The sequence below is a fragment of the Polaribacter sp. 11A2H genome, assembly GCF_011379025.1.
Lineage (GTDB): Bacteria > Bacteroidota > Bacteroidia > Flavobacteriales > Flavobacteriaceae > Polaribacter.
The window spans coordinates 15,406-40,732 of sequence record NZ_WTLD01000007.1; the positions used below are offsets into that span (position 1 = coordinate 15,406).

A 25,327-nucleotide genomic window follows, 5' to 3' on the forward strand; every position below is an offset into this window, starting at 1 on the left:
TTATTTTAGTAAATTTGAAAGCTAATCTACAACTCATGAAAAAACAAGTTTTTAAAACACTTGCAAAGATTAATAAATTAATTTTACCTTCCTTTACAAAGAAAGGATTGGATATTTCTAAAGCCTCTAAACTTCAACTAGCAATTATTGGATGGAGAGCTTTTATAACTAAAAATGCATTAACCTAAAAAATAAAATTATGTCAGAAGATTATACTAAAGTATTTACTGATAACGCTATATTAGTAAACAGATTACATTTCTTATTAAATGAAGCATCTATTAAATCTAGAATATCAGACCGAGTAGAATCGGCAAGATTGGGAGGTTTTGGTGTACCTACAAATTCTGTTGAATTATTTGTATTAAATAACGACCTAGAAAAAGCGCAATCTATCATCGATTTATTTAAGGCAGAAATAAATTTATAAAAAAAAATGACATTTATCTTTCTAAATCAAAAAAAGGAAACTATATTTGCACCCGCTTAACGGCCTCGTGGCGCAACTGAATAGCGCACTTGATTACGGCTCAAGAGGTTGCTGGTTTGAATCCAGCCGAGGTCACCAATAAAACCAGTACTTTACAACGATTTGTAAATTACTGGTTTTTTCATTTTTACACAATTTGCCCACTTTTTTTAGAATTAATCCATTCACTCTAAAATATTTTAGGTGTTTTAAAGAGGCATTTACTACATAACTTTAAAAATAATCTAAGTTTTTCAAAAACAGCTTTTAATTAAACCGCCCTACCTACCGAACAACCACTATTTGATTTTCTGCATCGTATTTATACTCCATTATTTTTTCGGTTATAATGAGTGCTATTACTTGTTCTATCGCTTCTAAGGGTACTATAAACCATTCTCTAGGCGTATGTCTTCTTCCTTTTTCATCAAACACATCTACTTCTAAGCAAGAGTTTCCAAAGAATTTATGAATTAGTTTCTCAAATTTCTGAGCATTCATATTATAGCATTTCCAAGAAGATTCTATTTTTACAGCTGCCATTAAATAGGTGACTTCTTTTTCTGCATTTTTAATACGTTCTTCTACTGAATTTGTAGAATACCCTATTTTATATAAATTTTCTATAGATGCTATTTCTTCTTTTTTACTTTCAGATTTTAAAACATAGATATACCCTGCTTCTTTATCCTTTTCTGTAATATCGCTAAATTTTTCTATAAATTCTTCTGAAATATGGTCCATATTTTCTGTAACAACGCTACCGTTAGCGTATAAGTTTTTTTCTACAGAGCGTTTTAGAATATTAGATTCTGTTCCATTTTCGAAAATACACCTCGTTCTTCCGTCTTCTCTAACTCTTGTTCCATCTTTTCTGTAATGATCTTTTTTAGTATAATTGATGCTTTCTAATAAAAATAAGATGCCATTGTGAACATAGTAATTCCCGATTCTTAAATTCTTCTCTTTAAAGTCTACTAATTTGCGTTTGCCTAAATTCAAATCACTTTGGACTTCTTTAAACAAATCCTCATAATCTTTAAAATTTTTACAAGGAACTCTTTTACCAACAAAATCTGTTTCTGCTCTTTTAAAGTCTTTTGGTGTGTGTTTAAAATCAAATAAACCTTCGGCATCGTCATTAAAAATATCTAAAGCATCATCATTAAAAATATCATCAATAGAGTTAATTTCTTTTTGTTCCGTAGGTAATAAGCCGTATTTATCTTGTGGTTCTAAAGCTAGAATTTTTTCATTATTTTCTCGCAAGCCTTTTAAGGTTGAATACAATTGATACTCAGAAATATTCGTTATGTCTGGTTTTGGCTCTCTTTTGTTTTTATCAAAAAAATCATTGATGGCATCAAAAGAAGACGCTAATCTTTCATCAGAAGTACGAACCGCAGTTCTTACAGGCTTTACAACCAATAAACCTAACGGATCGTCGCTAAATATTTCGTCTAAAATACGTTCCTTATCCATTGTTTTGTGCGGCTCTTTTTTGTTTTTCTGCTTTTAAATAAATAATACATTCTGCCAGTCTTTTTTCTGAACCTATTACAGAATTTATATTTGGCTGGCGATTGTGTGTTTTTACAAACTCATTAATTTTAGGCCACAATATTTTTGCTTCTTCAAAATCCATTTTTATACGAGTAGCTTCAATAGTATCTTGAATTACTTTTAAAGTTTTAGATGATACTGATTTAGACAATACTTCAAATGCTTCTTGAAACGGATTTACACTGTCTATTAAATCGATATGAAGATCGTCTATATCTACAAAGGAACCTGCCATTCTTATAAATCTTTTGTCGGCTACTTCTTTAATTGTTCCGTTTTTAATGACTGAATCTGCTACCACATACTGCCTAACTTCTTCTACTTGCTCTTCTGTTAAATCTGGATACTTCATCCGTATCACCTTTGGTATTAACGACTTGTTTATTACCTTAGGATCTAAAGATTCATCTGGCATTGCTTTTAGCATTTCCTTATCTTGAAATATATCTGCTTTTAAATCGGTTAAATCTGCTTCAATAATATCTTTTACACGTTGAGAAGTAGGTTCTTTTAAACCTCTAATTCGTATTTCTCCTGGCTTTGCCTTTCTACCATCATCAATATCATGTTTGGTTTTAAAGGTCCAATTTGGCGCTAAAACTTGCTCCATTAATAACGATGCTGTTATTGCTTTTAGCATATTATTTACAGAAAGTTTTACCTCATCATCTTGTGCATCTGGTTGTGCGATTAAGTTAGTAAACTGTGCGTGTGTTTTATTAGTACTATCTCTTGTTGCTCTACCAATAATCTGAATTACTTCTGTTAACGAACCTCTATAACCTACGGTAAGTGCATGTTCGCAATACGGCCAATCGAAACCTTCTTTTGCCATTCCTAAAGCAATAATGATGTCTATAGCATCTACCGCATCACTTACACGTAAGTAGTTTTGTATTTTTTCTCTTTCTTTTGAGGTGTCTTCTACTAAATCGGCGATTTTTAGGATTTTACCATCAGACTTTCTTTTTACAAAAATAACGCCTGTTGCTTCATCTTGCTTTACCACATCGCCAATGGCATCAATTATAAAATTGACTTCGTTTTCTTTGTCTTTGGTAGATTCTCCTGAGTTTACATTTGGTATGTGTAATATTGTTTTTTTATCGGTATCTAACACTTCCATGATGGCAGAAGTATATTTACCTTGATAAAAATGATACCCAATACCTAATGTTTTTAGATAATTACAACCATTTAATTGTTCGTAATAATTGTACGTAACTTTTGTAAACTTCGCTTCATCTTCTGGCATTAAAATTGGTACGGAATCTCCTCTAAAATAAGAACCAGTCATGGCAACAATATGTGCCGTAGATGTATTGATGATATTTTTTAAAATTTCTCCTAACTTGTTATCTGCGGAAACAGAAACATGATGAAATTCATCTATTGCCAATAAGGTATTATTAAACTTCGTTTCGTCTAAACCTTCACAAGCAAAGCGCAATGTAGCGTGTGTACAGATTAAAATTTGCTCGTCATTATTCATAAAATTATGAAAAGCAGTTACTTTACTTTTACTGCCATCACTACCTGGTGTACATAAATTGTATGCTTCTTTTGGAGACCAATTAGCAAAAAAACCATAGGTTTTTAAATCTGTTACAGCAAATGAACTACCAATAGAACGCTCTGGCACCGCAACAATTACTTTTTTAATACCTTGATTGATGAGTTTGTCTAAACCCAAAAACATTAATGCTCTTGATTTACCAGATGCTGGTGGCGATTTTAATAGTATATACTGCGCATCTCTATACTCAAAGGCACGTTCTTGCATTTCTCGCATTCCGTACTCATTGGTACTTTTACTATTTCCTGTTTGGTGGTATGCTACGTTTACTAAATTTGGCATTTTCTTTTTTTTAGCTTTTTTTATTCTTGCTTAATTGATTTAAAATATTGCTTAGTAGATTTTTTTGCATGAAATGACGGTATTTTACTTGTACTATACCTGACATAAATGTCTAAATCTCGTCTAAAATGTCTAAAATTAAATTTCATAAATCACTGTTCTTAAACACCTTAATTAACTTTTATAACTAAAACTCAGCTAAAAACGTCTAAAGTTTAACTAATTCTCGTCTAAAAATGTCTAACTATTTTTATTTAGACATTTTCCAAAGTTTGCCTTCAACAACTATAACACCTTGCTTTTTTAATGCTTGAATACTATTTTTTATTTTATTTATTTTTTGAGAAATGTCTAAACCTTCGGATAATTTATTTAATAGAACATTTTCTAAATCACTTCTTTTAGCGCTCTCAAACTTTGTAAGATAATCTGTTATTATTTTTTGAATATAATCATTATCAATCCCTCTCATCTTTATATATTCTCCTTTTTCATCAACTACCGATGCTACTTTAGATGCTATATAAAAATTAGGTTTCCTTCCTTCAATTAATTTTTTTGAATATAAAATACCAGTTGTAAAGTAATTCTTTACAACTGAATTTTCTTCTAACTCTTTTTCTTCTAGTATGTTAGATGTATGCTGACCTATATTTTGTTTAGAGGTGTCAAAAAGTACTGCAAGCTGACTTTGGTTCATCCAAACATTGCCGTCTTTGGTGTATAAACGTACCGCAGTTTTACCATCGTTGGCAGTATGTCGGAAATTCCGACACACTAAATTTTCTTGTAATTCTTGGGTACTAAACAGATTTTTAAGATGTTCTGTAATGGTAGAACGACCTTTTTGAAACAACGCTGCTATTTTTTTTTGAGTTAACCAAAGCGTATCGTCCTTAAAATAAACATCTATATTTACCTTACCTTCTTCTGTACTAAAAATAACAAAATTGTTTACAGGCTGTAGGTTGCTATTTTGTTGGCTGTTTTCCATTAGGCTTTTTTGGTTTTACGTGTTTTTTTCTCTTTGGCAAAAAGGGTTTCTTTTTCCTTTTCTGCTTGTATCATTTTTTCATAGAGTTTAAACAAGTATTCTAAACGTTCTTCATCTGTAGTAAAAGGGGTACTTCTATAACAACGCTCTACCGCCAAATCATTTAAACGATGCGCTTCTTTTAAACCTGCTGGCATTTTATTAGGGTCGTATAATTGAGCCAATGTTTTTTCTGAATGTTTAGATCGTTCATCTAAAATAGCCAACGTACATTGGGTGAGTTCTTCTTTACGTTGTTTTGATATATTGGGGAATGGGAATGTGTTGTAAACAAGTGAAGATGAATATCTAAAATCTGTTTTCAACCTCCCTGCTACTGTTTTAACCCATTCCATATGCATTCGAGATGATAATAAACCCATTATAAATGGTTCTGGGTCATAAATCGCCTGATTAGGAGCGATAATAACACTACTTGTATCAATAAAACTTAATGGAATATATTTTCGCCTTTCAGAAGAAACTGTTGGAACAATTAATGCTGAAATTACACCTTCTTTCATTTCTCTAAATTGATGTGGTTTTTCAGCTAAGCTAATAGAACCTTTATCATTACCTGAAAGTCGTTTTTCCTTTACCTTAGATATTCTTTCTACTACTTCTGGAATTTTATTAGCCTCTTCTAATTGGTCATTTTTGATCCAAAGACAAAATCGCTTGATGCCATTTAAAAATTCTTGGGCTCCATATATTTGTTTAATTATTTCTTTCGCAAAAATATATTTATGAATTAATTCATTCTTCTCTTCTTGAGACAGAATTAAATAACCTCCATCAATAGCCATATTTCCATATTCCATTTTAAAAGGAAAAGAAAGTGAGTGGCTTCGTTTCTGAATAAAAATATTTCTTGAATTAGCTAAATAGTAATTTATATTTTTCACTTCAACTTTAGCCAAATTTGTAAATATATATTTTGGTGCGTTAATAATATTTCTAACACCAACAATAGCAACTGTTACTCCTGCATTATCCTTTGCGCTGTTTTGCCATTTAAAAGAAGTGTATGCAAACCCTATTTCTAATTGAGCGTTTAAAATATGAGGCCATATTAAAGAAACTTGTTCACCTTGGCAAATTGAATTTGTTGTTACAAAGGAATATTTAGAATTTATCCCTCGAATATATTCAGATGCCTTAAAAAACCAACAAGTTATGTAGTCAACCTTTTTAGGTTTCCCATATGGGAGATAAACAATTTCTAAATCAGATTTTTGTTCTTTATTTTGCATTCTCCCTCCCAAATAAGGCGGATTCCCTAAAATATACGTTTCATCATTTTCATTTTTAGGACACACTATTTCCCAATCTAAACGAGTAGCATTTCCTTGTACAATATTTCCTGCTTGCGTTAAGGGTAGTGCAGGGTTTGTGCGTCCGAATTCTTTAAAAAAGGCTACATTCATTTGGTGTTCTACCAACCACAAAGCTAAAATTGCTATTTCATGGGCAAAATCGTCTAACTCAATTCCGTAAAACTTAGATAAGGAAATTTCAGACAATGCCATAGTGCCTAATTCTTTAAAAACCTGCATTTCTAAAGTCCGAAGTTCTTTATAAGCAATAATTAAAAAGTTACCAGAACCACAGGCAGGATCAAATATTTTTATATTTTTTAATCGGAATAAAAGTTCGTTTAGTTTTTTATGATTTCCTTTTGCATCTTCAAACGCTTCCTTTAAATCGTTTAAAAACAAAGGTTCTATCACCTTCATAATATTAGGTACAGACGTATAATGCTGCCCCAAACTACCACGTTGGTCTACAGAAATTACCGCCTGAAACATTGACCCAAAAATATCTGGATTTATGTTAGACCAATCTTGTCGTCCGCTTTCTATTAATACTTTTCGAGATTTACTAGAAAAGGTAGGTACATTTATCTTAGTAGTAAATAAACTACCATTTACATACGGAAACGCATTTAAAAATGTTGGTAAATTTTCTCTTTGATTATTGGGAATGTCTAATACTTTAAAAAGATTTTCTAAGTAGCTATCTAAATCGCTACCATCTGTTTGGGTATGCGATTCAATTGAATTTGTAAACTGACTGTCTGTAAAAATATTGGTATCTTCTGCAAAAAAGCAAAACAATAAACGAGATAGAAATACATTTAACTCGTGTATAAATTCGGGTGAATCGTCTGGATTATCTTTTTTAATTTCATCGAACAAGCGTGCCATTTTAACGGCTGCTTTAACATCTGCAGGATTTTCTTCTTGATGTTGCGCTTTTTCCATTCCTGCCCACGGCAAAAAGAAATCGTAATTTTTAGGAAGATCTTTAAAAGGAATATCCAATCCTGCGCCTGTTCTGGTATCCATTGCCAAAAAGGTTTTATAATCGGTAACAATTACAAACCGCTGGTCGTGCTTTATTTCTTTTGTTATTTTAGAAATAGTAAGATGTAAATCTTCTTTATATTCTTCTCTAAAAAACAACTTTTTCTTTAAAGAGACTTCGCCTTCATTTTCAGATAAATTAGCCGTTCCTTTTTGCAATCTTGTAATGGTTGCTTTTGGCAAATTATACACTAACAATAACTTGTATATAAAGGTTTCTTTGTTAAAGTTACTAATTAAGTCTAGAAGTTTCTTTTCTATTTCTGATGCGTTCATTAATGTCTAAATAATAGTAACTATAAAAATAGAACTATAATTTGGTTTTACATTATGGTTATCCGTATTTCTATTAGGTTTCTATCTTAAAAACAAACCTTAGCTGCAAGCAAACAAAAATTATATATTTATGTAAAACATATTGCTATTTTTTTACCTTAATTGAGTAAATAAAAAAGACCTTGAATAAATTCAAGGCCTTTTCGTCTAACCAAACTTAGTATAAAACTAACTACTACTATCTTTAAGGATCTTTTTAGAACCGTATATTAAACCTAAACTTATTAAAAATGACAAACCAATTAAATTATCTATAGGTAAACCCGGAGGTGGTGGTGGCCCTGCAGGAGCAGGTACATTTTGACCAAACACAATAACCGGAATAATAATAAAAAGTACTAATAGAATATTTTTTTTAACCATCATTTATTTATCTCTTATCTATATGACACCAATTTGTTTAAAAGGTCACTGCAAATAAAAAATAAAATAGGTATTTCTAAAAAATTATTCGGTAAGAGGTACTTTAATGAAGATACTGCTTAATCATTATACGATGAGCGGGAATACTTTTATCGTAGTTTTCTACTAATAACTCTAATATTTCTGGAGCATTCACACCAATATCTTTTTTGTTAAGATATCTTGATACATATAAATTATATGCATCATTATTTTTTTCAAAAATTAAAAAATGAGTATCATTTAATTCAGAATAACAAATTTCATGTCCAGAAAAACTATCTGATGTATCTAAAAAGAAAGGTGAAAACTCGTAATACTTAAAAACATTTTCCATAAACTACAATTTTTCAATTACACTAATTCTGCAGACAAACCTAACTGTAACAACTTAGAACATCTTGGTTCTAAATCTTTAAGCTCACCAGATTTAACAGTACATTTTCCTTTATAATGTACTAAAGTTGCACATTGCTCTGCTTGCTCAAATGAGTGCTCACAAACATTTACAAGAGAATCTATTACATGATCAAAAGTATTAACATCATCATTATGTAACACTATTTCATGCTGAAAAACTTCTTGCTCTAAAACATCAATGTCTTCTTGTACTTTTTCTTTTGTGCTCATAATTACAAAATTACAATTTATTGTATTTTAATGCAACCCAATTATTCCTTTCTATAACAGTATCTAATTTTAAATTGTACTTAGAAACTTCTGCATCTATAATTGGTATATCTTCTTGGTAAAAACCACTTAATAAAAGCACTCCATTATCATTTAAACAACTAGTATACGCCTGCATGTCCATCAACAAAATATTTCTATTGATGTTGGCAATAATAACATCATACTTTTTATTGATTAAAAGTGCCGCTTCTCCTTCAAAAACAGAAATATTTTTACAATTATTTCTCTCAACATTCTCTATAGAATTTTCATAACACCAATTATCAATATCGATAGCATCAATAGGGTTTGCTCCTTTCATTTCAGCAAAAATTGCTAAAATACCAGTTCCACATCCCATATCTAATGTTTTTTTACCTTCTAAATCTAATTGTAATAAATGTTGTACCATCATGTGTGTAGTTTCATGATGACCTGTACCAAAACTCATTTTTGGTTCTATTACAATGTCGTATTTTAAATTAGGATTTTCATGAAAAGGTGCACGAATACTTACAACATCTTCCACCTGAATAGGAGAAAAATTATTTTCCCATTCTGCATTCCAATTTGTTTGTGCTATTTCGCTATGGTTATATTCAATAGAAAACTCTTCAGAATTTAAAACAAAGATGTCCTCTAAAACGCTAGCGTTCCAATCATCTTTTTGAATGTAAGCGGTTACTCCGTTTTCATTTTCAACAAAACTCTCAAAACCAACTTCTCCTAATTCTGCAATTAAAATTTCTGTTCCAGGTACTTTTGGTGTAACTGTAAAATTGTATTCTATATATATATTGTCCATAAACTTCTTGTAAAAAAAATGCATCGAGATTTTAAAATCTCGATGCAAATTTATTGTAAATATCTTTAAGTACGATGCTTAAATAGCTTTAATAATTCCTGTAAAATCATCTACATTTAAAGCAGCTCCACCAATTAACCCACCATCTACATCTGGTTTAGAGAAAATTTCTTCTGCGTTTGCAGGTTTTACACTACCACCATATAAAATAGAAACAGCATCTGCAACTTCTTGATTGTATTTTTTAGCTACAATACTTCTAATAAAAGCATGCATTTCTTGCGCTTGTTCTGCACTTGCAGTTTCTCCCGTACCAATTGCCCAAACTGGCTCGTAAGCTAAAATAATGCTTTTCCAAGCATCTGCTCCTAAATGGAATAATGCATTAGAAATTTGGCTTTCTACTACTGCAAAATGGTTTTCAGATTTTCTGTCTTCTAATAATTCTCCAAAACAAAAAATTGTTTCTAAATCATTTTCTAAAATAGCATCTACTTTTGCTGCTAATGACGCATCTGTTTCATTAAAATAAGTTCTTCTTTCCGAGTGTCCTAAAATAACCGTTTTAATTCCGATTGCTTTTAACATATCTGCAGAAATTTCTCCTGTATAAGCACCATTTTTAGCTTGGTGCATATTTTGAGCAACTACCTCTATAGCAGAATCTTTCGCTGCTTTTAAAGAAGCTGATAAGTTTACAAAAGTAGGAGCAACAATAACACGAGTGTTTTTTAATTTCTCATTTTTAATTGCTTTTTTTAAATCTTTGATAAGTTTTTTACTTTCTTTCTTATCATTATTCATTTTCCAGTTACCTGCTACTATTTTTGTTCTCATAATTCTTATTTTATCACCTAAAAGGTTCTTGTTAATGTTTTTATTAATTTGGATGTAAATTTAAGAAATGGAAAGACAAAAATCACTTAGAAAAGCAAATAGTTACGATAACGTTTTATATGTTTTTTTTTAATGGTATAAATAGGCCTTTAAACCGCTATCGCTGATAAAAAAAACACACACTCAATTATGATTACTATTAAAGTATTTATTCTTTTAATGCTTCAATTATATTTTCATCAGAAGCATCTGTTGCATTAAATAACGCTATTTTTCCGTTTTCATCAACTACAACATATCTAGGAATCCAATTAAGGTTTAAGAAATTAACCAAATCTCCTTTTTTCATTCCTTGTGGTAAATTGTAGTGCTCACCAATAACATCATAACGCTTTACACCTCTTTTCCACGAGTCCTTTTTTTCATCAACCGATAAAAATAAATACACTACTTCTGGAAACTCCTTTTGCAATTCTTTTACTTTTGGCATTCCTACCAAACAATCTCTACACCAAGAAGCCCAAACATCAATGAATATCTTTTTCCCTTTATGTAGATTAATTACTTCTTTAAACGTACTTACTTCGTCGTTTAAATTATATACTTTTTCATTCAGTGCTTTTTCTGAAAATTCAGATTGAGCTTCTAAACTACAACTCGTTAAAAACGATACAAAAACTAAGACTATTATTTTTTTGAACATTACTTATTTTATCTTTTTTGTCATCTAAAAACCCCAAAACTTACAATTAGACGCTTTATTTAAAAACAAAAATACCTACTTTTGCGTAACTTTTAGAAAACAAATGACAACACAAGAACTTATTGCCCAAATTAAACAGAAAAAATCATTTTTATGTATCGGATTGGATGTGGATTTAAACAAAATTCCGCAGCATCTTTTAAAAGAAGAAGATCCTATTTTTGCATTTAACAAAGCAATTATCGATGCTACGCATCATCTGTGTGTTGCCTATAAACCAAATACCGCTTTTTATGAAGCTTACGGAATAAAAGGATGGCAATCTTTAGAAAAAACTATCCAGTATCTAAATAAAAATTACCCAGAAATCTATACAATTGCAGATGCAAAACGTGGCGATATTGGTAATACCTCAACCATGTACGCCAAAGCTTTTTTAGAAGATTTAGCGTTCGATTCTGTTACCGTTGCGCCTTATATGGGAAAAGATTCTGTAGAGCCATTTTTAGCGTTTAAAAATAAGCATACTATTATGTTAGCCTTAACTTCTAATGAAGGTGCTTTCGATTTTCAAACTAAAGAAGTAAACGGTAGAGAACTATACAAAGAGGTTTTAGAAACTTCTAAAGGATGGAAAAATTCTAAAAACTTAATGTATGTTGTTGGCGCAACAAAAGCAGAATATTTTACTGAAATTAGAAAAATTGTTCCTAATTCATTTCTTTTAGTTCCGGGAGTTGGCGCTCAAGGAGGTAATTTACAAGATGTTTGTAAATATGGTTTATCAGAAAATATTGGTTTATTAATCAATTCGTCTAGAGGAATTATTTACGCTTCTAAAGATGAAAATTTTGCTCAAAACGCTGCTTTAAAAGCCGAAGAATTACAACAAGAAATGGCGACTATTTTAGCACAATAAGTTCATGGAATTTCAAGATCAAATAGGGCGGATTTTAACGTTTGATAAAACGCCGAAACGTATTATTAGTCTTGTACCAAGTTTAACAGAATTATTAGTCGACTTAGGTTTAGAAGACTCAATTGTTGGTGTTACAAAATTTTGCGTTCATCCCAATCATTTAAAAGAAACTAAAACGATTGTTGGTGGTACAAAAAATATTCACATTGATAAAATAAAGGCTTTACAGCCTGATATCATTCTTTGTAATAAAGAAGAAAATACTAAACAAATTGTTGGGAGCTGCGAAAAAATTGCGCCAACACATGTTTCTGATATTTTTACAATTGATGATAATTTAGAACTGATAAAACAATACGGAATGTTATTTTCCGTAGAAAATAAAGCGACAGAAATTATTCTAAAAATTAATTCTGAATTAGCAATTTTTAAAGAATTTATCAAAAATAAAAAAGCAAAAAAAGTAGTTTATTTTATTTGGAAAACTCCTTGGATGGCTGTCGGAAACTCTACGTTCATCAATTACTTACTGCTTTTAAACAAGTTTGATAATATTTATCAGCATAAAGAACGTTACCCAGAAATTGATTTGGAAGAAATGAAATTACATGAAGAACTAGATTTCGTGTTTTTATCTTCCGAACCTTATCCTTTTAAAGAAACACATCTTCTAGAAATAGAAAAACATACCCAACAAGCAAAAGCAGTTCTTGTTGATGGAGAAATGTTTTCTTGGTACGGAAGTCGGTTAATAAAAGCATTTGACTACTTTAAAACGCTTCATTAAAAAAAGAACTTTTAAAATAAAATCACAACAAAAAAAACTCTTTGCTTTACAAACAAAGAGTTTTTTAATATCTATTAAGCTTTAATCATAAAAAACCACCTTAAGAAAGGTGGTTTTAAATATTTAATAAAGTTAAAAATAACTTCTTAATTTTGATCTGCTTCCGTTAAATTTGGGTTTGCATCAATTTCATCTTGTGGAATTTTCCAAATCCAAGCATCATTTAAAGAAGGCTTTTCTTGAATAAAACCATCTCTATATAAATTATCATCAGCTCCAGAATTTGTTAAATCGATTCCTTCATCCCAACGGATGTGATCATGAAAACTAAATCCTTCTCCATAAAGCTCTACTCTTCTTTGCCATTTAATATGCGCCATTAAAGCTTCTTTAGAAGTATATACAGAAGCATCATAAGCAGTATCTCTACTAGCTCCAAAAACCTGAAGAACAGCTTGTGCTCCAGTTACATCATCTAACATCGCCTTAGCCTCTGCTTCTATTAAATACATTTCTGAAGAACGCATGTAAAGAACATCATCTGGATCTATTGATCCTGGATTCTTTTGTAAAAATTTAACTGCCATATACGGATGAGTATTATGTGCAGAAGTCATACCATATTTCTCTAAAACTTCTGTTTTAGCAGCAAAAAACTCTTCTGCTGAAGTATAATTTGGATCAGTCTCAAAACTACCACCTTCTCCGTTAGATGCAGAAGAATTTGTATTTGGAGCCAATGGTAACGCCATGTTAACTCTAAAATCTGTAGACGGTATTGCATCGTAAACCTCTTTATTAATTAACTTAGGGTTTGATCTATTTTGACTACCATTAAAAGTTGGTCCAATAAAATAAAATAAAGATTGAAAAAAGTTTGATTCTGCTTCAATAACAGTACCTCCCCAAATTACTTCAGAAAGTTCTACCGTATTAAAACCAGATAACCATTTAGTTTCATCTAACAATGGAAAACCTTCACGTGCTGCTATTGCAGCATCTGCTGCACCTTGCCATTTACCTTGCGTTAAATCTATTCTAGCTTTTAAACCTTGAGCTGCATTTATAGATAAATGAGATTTATTATCTGGTTTAGAGGCACCATCAAAAAAGCTTATAGAATTTGCTATATCTGCATTTATTTGATCATAAACAACCTGAACTGTAGATCTAGGAGCACTTGTATAAGGAGCTCCAGTAATTAACAACAAAGGAACACCTGCATCTGTAGCAGGAGTACCAATTAAATACCCTTTTGCAAATGTTGAAATTAATTGATGATATGCCCAAGCTCTATACGCATACGCTTGACCTAGAATATTTCTTACATCTTCATCTGATTCAGAAAAACCTTTTTCTTCAATTAAATTAATTAGATTATTAGAAGTAGCTATAATATGGTAACGCATATACCAAAAATTATTTACTGTTGTAAAGTTTGCGTTTGTATGTGTTAACCACCTTAATTCACTTCTCATCCAACCATTTCCTGGTGATGAGTGAATCATTTGTCCACCCATAGCATCTAAAGCTGGGATATAAAAACTCTGTCCACTTCTACTTGATGTCCCTCCTGATATAGGATTTTGAGCATACATTACTCTATGCAAACCATTTAACACCAAAAACATATTGTCTACATTTGCAAAAGCTTCTACTTCTGCAATAGAATCTGTTGGTGTTGTTTCTAAAAAGTCATCTTCACAACTGGTAATTAGCATTACTAGTAATCCTAAAATTAATAGGTTAATTTTTCGTAACATAATATAATGTTTTTATTTAATAATTTATATAATTTAATGACTTCTAGAAAGATAGATTTACTCCTAAAGTTACTGTTCTAGAAGGACTATAGTCAGATGCAGTTTGTGTTCCTGATAAACTATATTGAGGATTTAACCCAGTTCTTTCCGTGTTGATAAAAATATTCTCACCAGAAAGAGAAACACGTAAATTACTTAAACCTAACTTCTCTGCAACATCCTTATCAAAACTATATCCTAGGTTTACATTTTTTAAAGCCACATAAGATGCATCTGTTAAAAAACGAGTAGAACCTGCAACTGTTTGGTTAGGGTTTCCGTTTTCTAAACGAGGTACATCTGTAACATCTCCAGGAACTCTCCAAGCATTTTTTGCATCTACATGTAAAGCATTCCCAAAAGTTCCTGGGTGCATTAATGAAGTATATCCACTATCTAAAATCTCTCCTCCAATACCAAAAGTAAATAATAAGTCTAGTGTAAATTGTTTATATCTAAATGAGTTAGAAACAGACCCTAATAAATCTGGAATACTACTAGTATCTGTAAACGCCTCTCCAGCATCCTGAAAATCGTTAGTAGTGGCTTGTGTACCATCTGCGTTTAAAACAGCTACTCTTCCACCATCAACTGCATCTTCAAACATATAATATAGTGCATCTCCATTATCTACATCTACTCCTGCATAATGATAAATATAGTAATCATATATAGACCTACCTTCTTCCCAACGTTTTGAACCGTTATCTGCAGGACTATCAATTTTTGTAATTTCATTTTTAAAAGTACTAGCCTGTACACTTAAATCCCAATTAAAATCTTTTGTTCTTAATAAGTGACCTGTTAAACTAACCTCTATACCTTGGTTGTAAAGATCTCCTAAATTTGTAGGGAATACATCTAATCCTTCTGAAAGAGGAATACCTAATTCATATAATAAATCTTGAGAAGATTTTTTGTAAAATTCTACAGAACCATCTAATACATTATTAAACATACTAAACTCTAAAGCAACATCCCAACTAACTTGGTTTTCCCACTCTAACTTTTGATTTCCAGTATTACTCCAAATAATACCAGGTGTACCCGCATTTGGTATTATTTCATATAATGCTTGAGAAGCATAAAAAGAACCTACTCTTTCATTACCAATTTCACCGTAAGATGCTCTTAATTTTAATCTATCTATAAAAGAAATATTTTCCATAAATTTCTCTTGGTCAATTCTCCAAGAACCACCTACTGAATAAAAAGTTCCCCAACGTGCATCTTTAGAAAACCTAGATGTACCATCTCTTCTTGCAGAAGCACTTAAGTAATATTTGCTATCAAAGTTGTAGTTTAATCTTGCAAAATAACCTTCAATTCTATGATCTGTACTGTTTCCATTTACATTATCTCCTGCAGCAAAATTATCAAATTCATAAATGCCTGCAGCAGCTTGCGTATTAGCAATACCTCCTAATGTAGAAAAACTTCTATCAAAACTTTCATGACCTAAAGTAACATCTATATTATGAATATCCTTAATAGAAGTATTATAAGTTAAAATTTGATTAAAATTCTCTACAACTCTCCTAAATCTATCTTCACTATATCTACCTGTTGGTGCTCCATCTCCTACTGTTTCGTTTTCATAACCTTTAGTGATGTTATCTTGAATATCTCTACCGTAAGTTACCTTAGCCTTTAATCCTTCTGCAAGTTTTACTTCAAGGTAGTTTCTAAACCCATATAAGTTTAACTTATCTTGATCTTCATTTAAAATTAACTCTGCAATACCATGTCTTCCTGGATTGTAAGGTCTTGTTTGAATATTACTATCTGGATACCCTTCTCCTAAATCATATAAAGGATTACCTGATATATCATTTAATATTTTACCATCGATACCTACTTGATAAACTGGGTAAATAGGACCTAAATCATTAGCCCAACTAAAAGGATTTACTGTAGAGTTATCTCCTCCACTAGTTGGCCCATGAGAATTTGTAGCTGTAATATACACACTACCACCAACAGTAATATTATCGGTTGGAGAAAAATCTGCATTTAATCTATTCGTTACTCTTTCATAATCACTTTCTATAACATAGCCTTCTTCTTTTAAATAAGATGCAGAATAAAATATAGAATGATTTTCGCCACCAGAGGCAACATTTACAGAATGACTTTTTCTACTACCAGATCTTTCTAAATAATCGAACCAATCTAAAGACTCATACTTAAGTTTCGCATTAGGATTTAATTTACCATCTGTTCCTACAATTTGATCATTTGCAACATTAAATGGATTATAACCTAATTGATTAAATATTTTTGCAGAAGCTTCAATTTCTGGATTTGCACCACCAATTGTATTCTTATAACCTTCCCACATTAACTCATAATAAGAACCAGCTCCTACTCTATCATAATTAGGTACAGATCTTGTAATAACACTGTATTGAGTTGATGCACTTACAGTTGTTTTATTATTTCTTCCTTTTTTTGTTGTAATAATAACTACACCATTTGCTGCTCTAGAACCATACAATGACGTTGAAGCTGCATCTTTTAAAACTGTCATAGAAGCAATATCATCTTGATTGATAGAACTTAATGAACCATCAAACTGTATTCCATCTACAATGTATAATGGAGTTGAACTACCATTAAGAGTACCAACACCACGAATTACAATTTCTGGAGAAGAACCTGGTTGACCTGATGCCGCAACAAACTGAACACCAGTTGCCTTACCTTCAATAGCTCCAATTGGTGATGTTACAGATCTAAGTGCTAAATCTTTTGCACCTACAACATTTGCAGAACCTGTAAAAGCTTCTTTGGTTGTTGTACCAAAGGCCACAACTATAACCTCTTCTAAGACACTACTATCTTCTTGTAAAACTACATTAATAACAGCCGAAGCTCCTACTTTCTTTTGTGTAGACTTGAAGCCTAAGTAACTAAACACTAACACGTCTCCACTTTTACTAGCAATTTTGTAGTTTCCATCAAAATCTGTTTCTACTCCTGTATTAGTACCTTTTACTAAAACACTTACACCAGGTAAACTCCCTGACTCATCTGAGACTGTCCCAGAAATAGTTTTCTTTTGAGCAAAAGTAACTTGCACAATCAACCCCAAAAATAGTATGAGGGATACCTTAAAAAATTTTTTCATTGTAATATCTATTTGAATTAATTATGTTCCAAAAATCTTAAAATTTTCTTAATATAAAAAAGAAAGATTAACATTTATTTATTTTTTAAATAAAAAACCATAATTTTATTGAATAATATTCAGTATATTAAACAATACCTTAAACATTACTTAACAAATAACTCTTTTTTTTATTTAACAATAACTTAACAGATTTCACAATATTTTTATAAGAAAAGTAAGTAACCAATAATTTTAAAGTTAATTATTTAATGAATTATCGGATTGAGTATTATTATTTTTAAAACCATTAACTTCATTTTTCTCAATTAAAGCAAAAATTTCATGAACATCTTTTTTATTTCATTTTGCTAATTTCTTCTTAAACATCACAAAAAAGACTAATTAGGTTAATACTAAACAGTAACCTACTGAAAATGATAGTATTAAAAAAATATACCCCTTTTAAAATTCATTTTTATAAAGTTGAAACTAAAAGTGCTTTTTCTTTTATTATCACGAAAAAATAGAGAAAACCGCCTAAAAAACTCTTTTTAATACTTTGAAAATTAATGATATTTAGTAAAATTTAGTGATAGAATAGGCACATTATTTACAGGAAAGAAGATAAATAATAAATATGAAGAAAAAAAAAAGACTCACTATTTATAAATAGTGAGTCTTAAATGCCTTTAAAAATATAAAGGGGTATTGTTATTTATTGTCCTGCAACGCAAATACTTGTTTTAATAAAGCAGTACTACGCAAACCTACATTTTCTCTAATTCCTTTTTCTTCTACTTCAATCATTGTATAAACTCCTTTTAAAGCTTCTGCAGTTACATACTGTGTTAAGTCTGGGTTTACACTTTTTACAAAAGGAATAGAATTATATTTTGTAATTAAATTACTCCAAATTTTATCTGCTCCTACTTTAGAAAAAGAATTTTTAATTACAGGGCTAAAACTTGCTGTTAAACTAGTAGTCGTTTTGGTTTGTAAATACGTAGTTGCTGCATTTTTATCTCCTAAAAGAATATTTTTAGCATCTGCAAAAGACATGTCTTTTACTGCATTTACAAAAATAGGCGTTGCCGTTTTAACGGCATCTTCTGCCGCTCTGTTTAAAGCTTTAATTCCTTCATCTGCTAAATTACTTAAACCAATATTACGCAAACCTTTATCTACAGCTTGTAACTCTTCTGGCAACATAATTTTTACCAACTCATTTTTATAAAATCCGTTTGTTGCAGTTAATTTAGAAACTTGGTCCTTTATTCCTTTATCTAAAGCCGCACGCAAACCATTACCAATTTGTTCTTGACTTAAACCTGTACTTTGAGTAACTTGGTTTGCTACTTTTTGTAATTCTGCACATCCTGCAAACTGAATTGCAATCATTAAAATTAAAACTTTTTTTATCATTTTTTCTAAATTTATCTATTCTTATGAAACTCTTTTCTACAGAAAGTCACCTTTTTATTTAAAAGTATCTGTTTTTTTATCATATCCATAAGGACAATGTTTACAACCGCTTTTACAGCAATGACCTCTTTTTAGATGAAACTTTTCTGTAAACACTTTATAACCTTGTTCGTTTACATAAAAATCACCTTCTTCTAATGCTACTCTTTTATTATACACACTGCAAAAATAGTTTTTAATCCATTAAAAAAGCGTTCCTAAGAACGCTTTTTTAACTTTTATTTTTCTCTCTTTGGTGGAAATCTAGAAATAATCTCTTTTACAAACTCTTTAATTCTAGCCTCTTTTTTTTCTCTATTTTGAAGCTTTAAAGCTCCTGTTCCAATTCCTTGCCAAATCAATTCTTTTTGCTGTTTATCAATAAAATCTACAAACAACGTACCTTCTGTATATTGAGAAACACTTATGTTATTTCTTCCTCCCATCATCCAAGGGTTCCAGCCCCAACCGTAACCATAGCCAAAATTTCTATTCTGGTTTACGTCTACTTTTTCTCTAGATTTAGTAAAAATACTCACTAACATATCTGGATTCTCAGATTTTGTGAATCCTTGTACTAGTAATTCTGATTCTATGGCACGTAAAATTCGTTTTTTATCTAAATCAGAAATCTCTGCTTTATCGATTCCTGGTTTATAAAAAGCAAACGTTTTATATTGAGTAAAATCTACTTTATTATCATAATCGGTTGTAACCTTTATAGCACTACAAGATGCTAAAAGTACAGTACTAAACAAAAGTAAAAATGTTTTTTTCATGAGATTTGTTTTATATTATTAATTCAATTAAAGCACTGTCTGCAAAATTGAAAAATAGACCAAACAAGTGTTTTACAACTTGCATTACCTTTCAAATGATATACAAGACTACTTTTTTTTCACCTAACATCTTCTTAATACCACATTGTTTCCTTTCAAAAAAAATGTAATTTCTAAATGCTTCTACACTTCTTATAATCAGCAATAAACATGCCAAAATAATCGTAAAACTCTTATTAACAAGCAAAAATGAATCTTATAACAAATAGAAATACATTCATTGTAAAAAAAATCTGCTTCTAAGTTTGATTGATAATTGCAAAATAAGATTTAAAAAACTCCTTACTTCATTATCTTATGTGAAGAAATTTACCCAAATATATTTATTTTGTAATGAATATTGTTTAACTTTAATTAATGATTCTAATTGCTAAATATTTAATACCAAAAGGTTTTGTGGGCATCACTTTGTTTCCTTTTATTTTTCTAAAAAAGAAAGATTTAAAAGATGATCAAGTTTTAGTAAACCATGAAAAAATACATTTAAAACAGCAAGCTGAATTGTTACTGATATTCTTCTACATTTTTTATATCCTAGAGTGGGTTTTTAAAATTTTAAGACATAAAAACAGTTACCTTGCTTATAAAAATATAAGTTTCGAACGTGAAGCTTATCAAAATGAAAATAATTTTAACTACATAAAAAAACGGAAATTTTGGGCATTTATAAAGTACCTTTAAAACTAATAGGTATTCTTTTTCTCTTCGGATGTTTTAATGGTTGTAAGCCTACACCAAAGAAAATTGCAATACAAACTACTGAAGTTGTTGAGGAAAAAAAATCCATTCCTATATATCCAAAATATCTAAACACAAATTATGTTTTAGGAAAATTTAATTACACAGAAAATTCAGATTTTACAACGGTACCAAAAGAAAACTCATCAAAAAAAATATACTTAAGAAAAGACGTTTTAGAGGCTTTTTTACAAATGAATAATGCCGCTTTAAAAGAAGATATTTCATTTACCATACTATCAGGAACCAGAAATTTTAATCATCAAAAACGTATTTGGGATTACAAATGGAATGATAAATATAAAAGTTTACCTCCATTAGATAGAGCAAAAAAGATTTTAGAATTTAGTTCTATGCCTTCCACTTCTCGTCATCATTGGGGAACGGATATAGACATTAACAGTCTTAATAATGCTTATTTCGGAAATGGAAAAGGACTAAAAGAATACAATTGGTTGTTGCAAAATGCACATATATTTGGTTTTTATCAAGTGTATACTTCCAAAGAAAATGGAAGAACAGGTTATAGTGAAGAAAAATGGCATTGGACTTATTTACCACTGTCATCTCTCTATTTAACATATTATAATGCAACAGTTCGCCTAGAAAATATCAACGGATTTGAAGGTTATTCTTATGCAAAGGAACTGAACGTAGTTAAAGAGTATGTAAATGGAATTAACTCTAAAATCCTTGAAAAACAATAATACATTAAAAAAATATGTATTTTTTTAATAATTCACTAAATTGCAGTACTAATTTTATATAAATTTTACGAATGAAACAAATTACATCTTATAAACCAAAACACAAAGTACGTATTGTTACTGCTGCTGCTCTTTTTGATGGGCATGATGCTTCTATAAATATTATGCGTAGAATTATTCAGGCCACAGGTGTAGAAGTGATTCATTTAGGTCATGATAGATCTGTTGAAGAGGTGGTAAATTGTGCCATACAAGAAGATGTTAATGCCATTGCAATTACTTCTTACCAAGGAGGACATAATGAGTATTTTAAATACATGTTTGATTTATTGAAAGAAAAAGGTGCTGGACATATTAAAATTTTTGGCGGCGGTGGTGGCGTAATCCTTCCTAAAGAAATAAAGGAGCTGATGGATTATGGAGTAACAAAAATTTATTCTCCGGATGATGGTAGAGCTTTAGGTTTGCAGGGAATGATTAATGATTTGGTAGCAACTTCTGATTTTGCTATTGGAGATAAATTAAATGTTGATATAAAAGAATTAGCAAATAAAGAAATTGGTAAAATTGCTAGAGTAATTTCTTCTGCAGAAAATTTTCCTGAAATTGCAAAAGATACTTTAGATAAAATTCATACAAAAAACAAAGATTCTAAAACACCCGTTTTAGGAATTACTGGAACTGGAGGAGCAGGAAAATCTTCTTTGGTTGATGAATTAGTTCGTCGATTTTTAATCGATTTTCCAGAAAAAACTATTGGTTTAATTTCTGTAGATCCATCAAAAAGAAAAACAGGTGGTGCACTTTTAGGTGATAGAATTAGAATGAATGCTATAAACGATTCTCGTGTATATATGCGTTCTTTAGCAACAAGACAATCTAATTTAGCTTTGTCTAAATATGTAAATGAAGCGGTACAAGTTTTAAAGGCTGCAGAATTCGATTTAATTATTTTAGAAACTTCTGGTATCGGACAATCCGACACCGAAATTATAGAACATTCTGATACTTCTTTATATGTTATGACACCAGAATTTGGTGCAGCAACTCAGTTAGAAAAAATTGACATGCTAGATTATGCAGATTTAGTTGCCATTAATAAGTTTGATAAACGTGGTGCTTTAGACGCCGTTAGAGATGTAAAAAAACAATATATGCGCAACAATAATTTGTGGCATATTCATCAAGATGATTTACCTGTTTATGGTACCATTGCTTCTCAGTTTAACGATCCTGGTATGAATACTTTGTACAAAAGTATTATGGACAAGTTGGTTGAAAAAACAGGTGTAGATTTAAAATCTAAAATGGAAATTACCAAAGAAATGTCTGAAAAGATTTTTGTAATTCCGCCTGCAAGAGTTCGTTATTTATCTGAAATTGCAGAAAGTAACAGAGCGTATGATAAAAAAGTAGACGACCAAGTTGTAGTTGCTCAGAAGTTATACGGAATTTATCAAACGATACTTTCTTTAGGAGAAAATGTCTGGTCGAGCACAGTCGAGACCTCTTTATTAATAAAAACAGGACTTGATAATGATGAGATTCTGAAACAAGTTCAGAATGACAAGTTAAATGTCATTCCGACAGAAGGAGGAACGACTGACGAGGAAACTAAAACATTCTTCTTAAAACTACTACTAGCTCAATTCGAAAAAGTAAAATTAAATTTAGATCCTTATAATTGGGAAGTTATTTTGAATTGGCAAGAAAAAGTTCAGAAATATAAAGACCCAATTTACACGTTTAAAGTGCGTGATAAAGAAATTAACATAGAAACACACAGCGAATCGCTATCGCATACACAAATTCCTAAAGTTGCGTTACCAAAATATAAAGCTTGGGGAGATTTATTACGTTGGAATTTACAAGAAAATGTCCCCGGAGAATTCCCGTACACAGCAGGTTTGTATCCGTTTAAAAGAACAGGTGAAGACCCAACAAGAATGTTTGCTGGTGAAGGTGGACCAGAAAGAACAAACAGACGTTTTCATTATGTAAGTTTAGGAATGGACGCAAAACGTCTTTCTACGGCGTTTGATTCTGTTACATTATATGGTAACGATCCTGGAAAAAGACCAGATGTTTATGGGAAAATTGGTAATGCAGGGGTTTCAATTTGTTGTTTAGACGATGCTAAAAAATTGTATTCTGGTTTCGATTTAAGTCATCATATGACTTCTGTTTCTATGACTATAAATGGCCCAGCACCTATGTTGTTAGGTTTCTTTATGAATGCTGCCATTGATCAGAATTGTGAGAAATATATTATAGAAAACAAGTTAGAAAAACGTGTTGAAGCTACTTTTTTAGAAGTTTATGATTTAAAAGGATTAGAAAGACCAACCTACCAAGGGAATTTACCTGAAGGAAATAATGGTTTAGGGTTGATGCTTTTAGGTTTAACGGGGGATTTAGTTTTACCATCAGACGTTTATCAACAAATAAAAAAAGACACCCTAGCACAAGTTAGAGGAACGGTGCAAGCGGATATTTTAAAAGAAGATCAGGCACAGAATACGTGTATTTTTTCTACAGAATTTGCGTTGCGATTAATGGGTGATGTGCAAGAATATTTCATCGAAAAACAAGTCAGAAATTTTTATTCGGTTTCTATCTCTGGGTATCACATTGCAGAAGCGGGTGCAAACCCAATTACGCAATTGGCGTTGACATTGTCTAACGGATTTACCTATGTTGAGTATTATTTAAGCAGAGGAATGGACATTAATAAATTCGGACCAAACTTATCTTTCTTTTTCTCAAACGGAATTGACCCAGAATATTCTGTAATTGGTAGAGTTGCTCGTAAAATTTGGGCAAAAGCGATGAAAATTAAATACGGAGCAAACCCAAGAGCACAAATGTTAAAGTATCATATTCAGACTTCTGGTCGTTCTTTACACGCGCAAGAAATCGATTTTAATGATATTAGAACTACGTTGCAAGCATTGTATGCAATTAACGATAACTGTAATTCTTTACACACAAATGCGTATGACGAAGCAATTACAACACCTACAGAAGAGTCGGTAAGAAGAGCTATGGCTATTCAGTTAATTATTAATAAAGAATTAGGTTTAACGAAGAATGAAAACCCAATACAAGGTGCATTTATTATTGAAGAATTAACCGATTTGGTTGAAACTGCAGTATTAGATGAATTTGATAGAATTACAGAACGTGGTGGCGTTTTAGGAGCCATGGAAACGATGTATCAGCGTTCTAAAATACAAGAAGAAAGTTTGTATTATGAAACCTTAAAACACAATGGAGAATTCCCAATTATTGGTGTAAATACTTTTTTAAGTTCTAAAGGCTCTCCAACGGTTCAGCCTGCAGAAATTATTAGAGCAACGGAAGAAGAGAAACAATTTCAAATTAAGACGAAAGATTTATTGAATAATGCAAACCCTACTGAAGTTGCTGCTCAAATTGCAATTTTACAGGAAGCTGCAATTCAAAATGAAAACTTATTTGAGAAGTTAATGGAAGCAACTAAAATTTGTTCTTTAGGGCAAATTACAGAAGCGTTGTTTAAAGTTGGCGGACAATATAGAAGAAATATGTAGAAGGCAATTTTTCTATAATTTATAAAAATCCACATATAATTTATGTGGATTTTTTGATTTAAATAAATAAAATAAATCTGCCATTTTTGTTGATAGTATGTTCAGCAGAAAATTACTCAAACAAGAAGTTTCAGTCGCTTTAGGGTAAAAAAAAAGGCAGTAATATAAAATCACCACCTTTCTAACTAACTGTAATAAGGATCCCCCAACCCTTAAACAGGGTTTATTAATTATGCATTAAACTCATTATGCATCATCAATAATAGGGTCTATAACAACCAAAATTAAATATATTAGAAGCATAAAAGTCTTTAAAAAAGGCAGTAATATAAAGTCACTACCTTTC

General features: G+C 30.8%; 21 protein-coding genes and 1 tRNA gene. 7 read left to right on the forward strand and 15 right to left on the reverse strand.

Annotated features, from left to right (window positions below; translation table 11 throughout):
* Positions 1-35 precede the first annotated feature (35 nt).
* The 3 genes from GQS58_RS10390 to GQS58_RS10400 all read left to right on the forward strand — a co-directional run bounded on the left by GQS58_RS10390 (position 36) and on the right by GQS58_RS10400 (position 568).
* Complete coding sequence (locus GQS58_RS10390) at positions 36-188, forward strand: SsrA-binding protein (protein WP_166385572.1); 153 nt, start codon at positions 36-38, stop codon at positions 186-188.
* Positions 189-199: 11 nt separating this feature from the next.
* Positions 200-430, forward strand: a complete 231-nt coding sequence (locus GQS58_RS10395) for a DUF2007 domain-containing protein (protein WP_166385574.1) — start codon at positions 200-202, stop codon at positions 428-430.
* Positions 431-491: 61 nt separating this feature from the next.
* A tRNA-Arg gene (locus GQS58_RS10400) sits at positions 492-568 on the forward strand.
* A 186-nt stretch (positions 569-754) separates the two neighbouring features.
* Here GQS58_RS10400 and GQS58_RS10405 read toward each other — a convergent pair.
* The 10 genes from GQS58_RS10405 to GQS58_RS10450 form a co-directional block, all read right to left on the reverse strand.
* On the reverse strand, positions 755-1,951 hold the full coding sequence (locus GQS58_RS10405; RefSeq protein WP_166385576.1) for a GIY-YIG nuclease family protein: 1,197 nt from the start codon (positions 1,949-1,951) through the stop codon (positions 755-757).
* Positions 1,944-3,890: a DEAD/DEAH box helicase gene (locus GQS58_RS10410; protein WP_166385579.1), complete on the reverse strand. Its 1,947-nt coding sequence runs from the start codon at positions 3,888-3,890 to the stop codon at positions 1,944-1,946. The genes GQS58_RS10405 and GQS58_RS10410 overlap by 8 nt, the downstream gene beginning before the upstream one ends.
* A 250-nt stretch (positions 3,891-4,140) precedes the next feature.
* Positions 4,141-4,884, reverse strand: a complete 744-nt coding sequence (locus GQS58_RS17055) for a hypothetical protein (RefSeq protein ID WP_205860416.1) — start codon at positions 4,882-4,884, stop codon at positions 4,141-4,143.
* Positions 4,884-7,565 (reverse strand): class I SAM-dependent DNA methyltransferase, encoded by a 2,682-nt coding sequence (locus GQS58_RS10420; RefSeq protein ID WP_166385581.1) that lies wholly within the window; start codon positions 7,563-7,565, stop codon positions 4,884-4,886. Before GQS58_RS10420 ends, GQS58_RS17055 begins: the two co-directional genes overlap by 1 nt.
* Before the next feature lie 228 nt (positions 7,566-7,793).
* Positions 7,794-7,991 (reverse strand): hypothetical protein, encoded by a 198-nt coding sequence (locus tag GQS58_RS10425; RefSeq protein ID WP_240914592.1) that lies wholly within the window; start codon positions 7,989-7,991, stop codon positions 7,794-7,796.
* Positions 7,992-8,091: 100 nt separating this feature from the next.
* On the reverse strand, positions 8,092-8,364 hold the full coding sequence (locus tag GQS58_RS10430) for a hypothetical protein (protein WP_166385583.1): 273 nt from the start codon (positions 8,362-8,364) through the stop codon (positions 8,092-8,094).
* 17 nt (positions 8,365-8,381) lie between these two features.
* Positions 8,382-8,657, reverse strand: coding sequence for an ATP-dependent Clp protease adaptor ClpS (locus tag GQS58_RS10435; RefSeq protein ID WP_166385585.1), 276 nt, complete (start codon positions 8,655-8,657; stop codon positions 8,382-8,384).
* Positions 8,658-8,667: 10 nt separating this feature from the next.
* Positions 8,668-9,504, reverse strand: a complete 837-nt coding sequence (gene prmA, locus GQS58_RS10440) for a 50S ribosomal protein L11 methyltransferase (RefSeq protein ID WP_166385587.1) — start codon at positions 9,502-9,504, stop codon at positions 8,668-8,670.
* A gap of 78 nt (positions 9,505-9,582) precedes the next feature.
* Positions 9,583-10,341 (reverse strand): triose-phosphate isomerase, encoded by a 759-nt coding sequence (gene tpiA / locus GQS58_RS10445; protein ID WP_166385589.1) that lies wholly within the window; start codon positions 10,339-10,341, stop codon positions 9,583-9,585.
* A gap of 208 nt (positions 10,342-10,549) precedes the next feature.
* Positions 10,550-11,044 carry a TlpA family protein disulfide reductase gene (locus GQS58_RS10450; protein ID WP_166385591.1) on the reverse strand — a complete coding sequence of 165 codons (495 nt, stop codon included), beginning with the start codon at positions 11,042-11,044 and terminating at the stop codon, positions 10,550-10,552.
* 103 nt (positions 11,045-11,147) lie between these two features.
* Between GQS58_RS10450 and pyrF the strand changes: the two genes are divergently transcribed.
* Together pyrF and GQS58_RS10460 are read left to right on the forward strand one after the other, a co-directional pair.
* A complete protein-coding gene (pyrF, locus tag GQS58_RS10455) occupies positions 11,148-11,963 on the forward strand; it encodes an orotidine-5'-phosphate decarboxylase (RefSeq protein WP_166385593.1) in 816 nt (271 codons plus the stop codon).
* 4 nt (positions 11,964-11,967) lie between these two features.
* A complete protein-coding gene (locus tag GQS58_RS10460; RefSeq protein ID WP_166385595.1) occupies positions 11,968-12,750 on the forward strand; it encodes an ABC transporter substrate-binding protein in 783 nt (260 codons plus the stop codon).
* Positions 12,751-12,896: 146 nt separating this feature from the next.
* Here the strand turns inward: GQS58_RS10460 and GQS58_RS10465 are convergent, their stop codons facing one another.
* The 5 genes from GQS58_RS10465 to GQS58_RS10485 all read right to left on the reverse strand — a co-directional run bounded on the left by GQS58_RS10465 (position 12,897) and on the right by GQS58_RS10485 (position 19,904).
* A complete protein-coding gene (locus GQS58_RS10465; RefSeq protein ID WP_166385597.1) occupies positions 12,897-14,513 on the reverse strand; it encodes a RagB/SusD family nutrient uptake outer membrane protein in 1,617 nt (538 codons plus the stop codon).
* Between the two features lie 43 nt (positions 14,514-14,556).
* Positions 14,557-17,682: a SusC/RagA family TonB-linked outer membrane protein gene (locus GQS58_RS10470; protein ID WP_166385599.1), complete on the reverse strand. Its 3,126-nt coding sequence runs from the start codon at positions 17,680-17,682 to the stop codon at positions 14,557-14,559.
* A gap of 693 nt (positions 17,683-18,375) precedes the next feature.
* Complete coding sequence (locus GQS58_RS10475) at positions 18,376-19,086, reverse strand: DUF4197 domain-containing protein (protein ID WP_166385601.1); 711 nt, start codon at positions 19,084-19,086, stop codon at positions 18,376-18,378.
* A 54-nt stretch (positions 19,087-19,140) separates the two neighbouring features.
* The gene (locus tag GQS58_RS10480) at positions 19,141-19,305 is read right to left on the reverse strand and encodes a DUF5522 domain-containing protein (RefSeq protein WP_166385603.1); all 165 of its coding nucleotides are present in this window, start codon (positions 19,303-19,305) and stop codon (positions 19,141-19,143) included.
* A 59-nt stretch (positions 19,306-19,364) separates the two neighbouring features.
* Positions 19,365-19,904, reverse strand: a complete 540-nt coding sequence (locus GQS58_RS10485; RefSeq protein WP_166385605.1) for a DUF4136 domain-containing protein — start codon at positions 19,902-19,904, stop codon at positions 19,365-19,367.
* A 716-nt stretch (positions 19,905-20,620) separates the two neighbouring features.
* Here GQS58_RS10485 and GQS58_RS10490 point away from each other — a divergent pair.
* Positions 20,621-21,409, forward strand: coding sequence for a M15 family metallopeptidase (locus GQS58_RS10490; protein ID WP_166385607.1), 789 nt, complete (start codon positions 20,621-20,623; stop codon positions 21,407-21,409).
* Between the two features lie 71 nt (positions 21,410-21,480).
* Positions 21,481-24,981, forward strand: coding sequence for a methylmalonyl-CoA mutase family protein (locus GQS58_RS10495; RefSeq protein WP_166385609.1), 3,501 nt, complete (start codon positions 21,481-21,483; stop codon positions 24,979-24,981).
* Positions 24,982-25,327 lie beyond the last annotated feature (346 nt).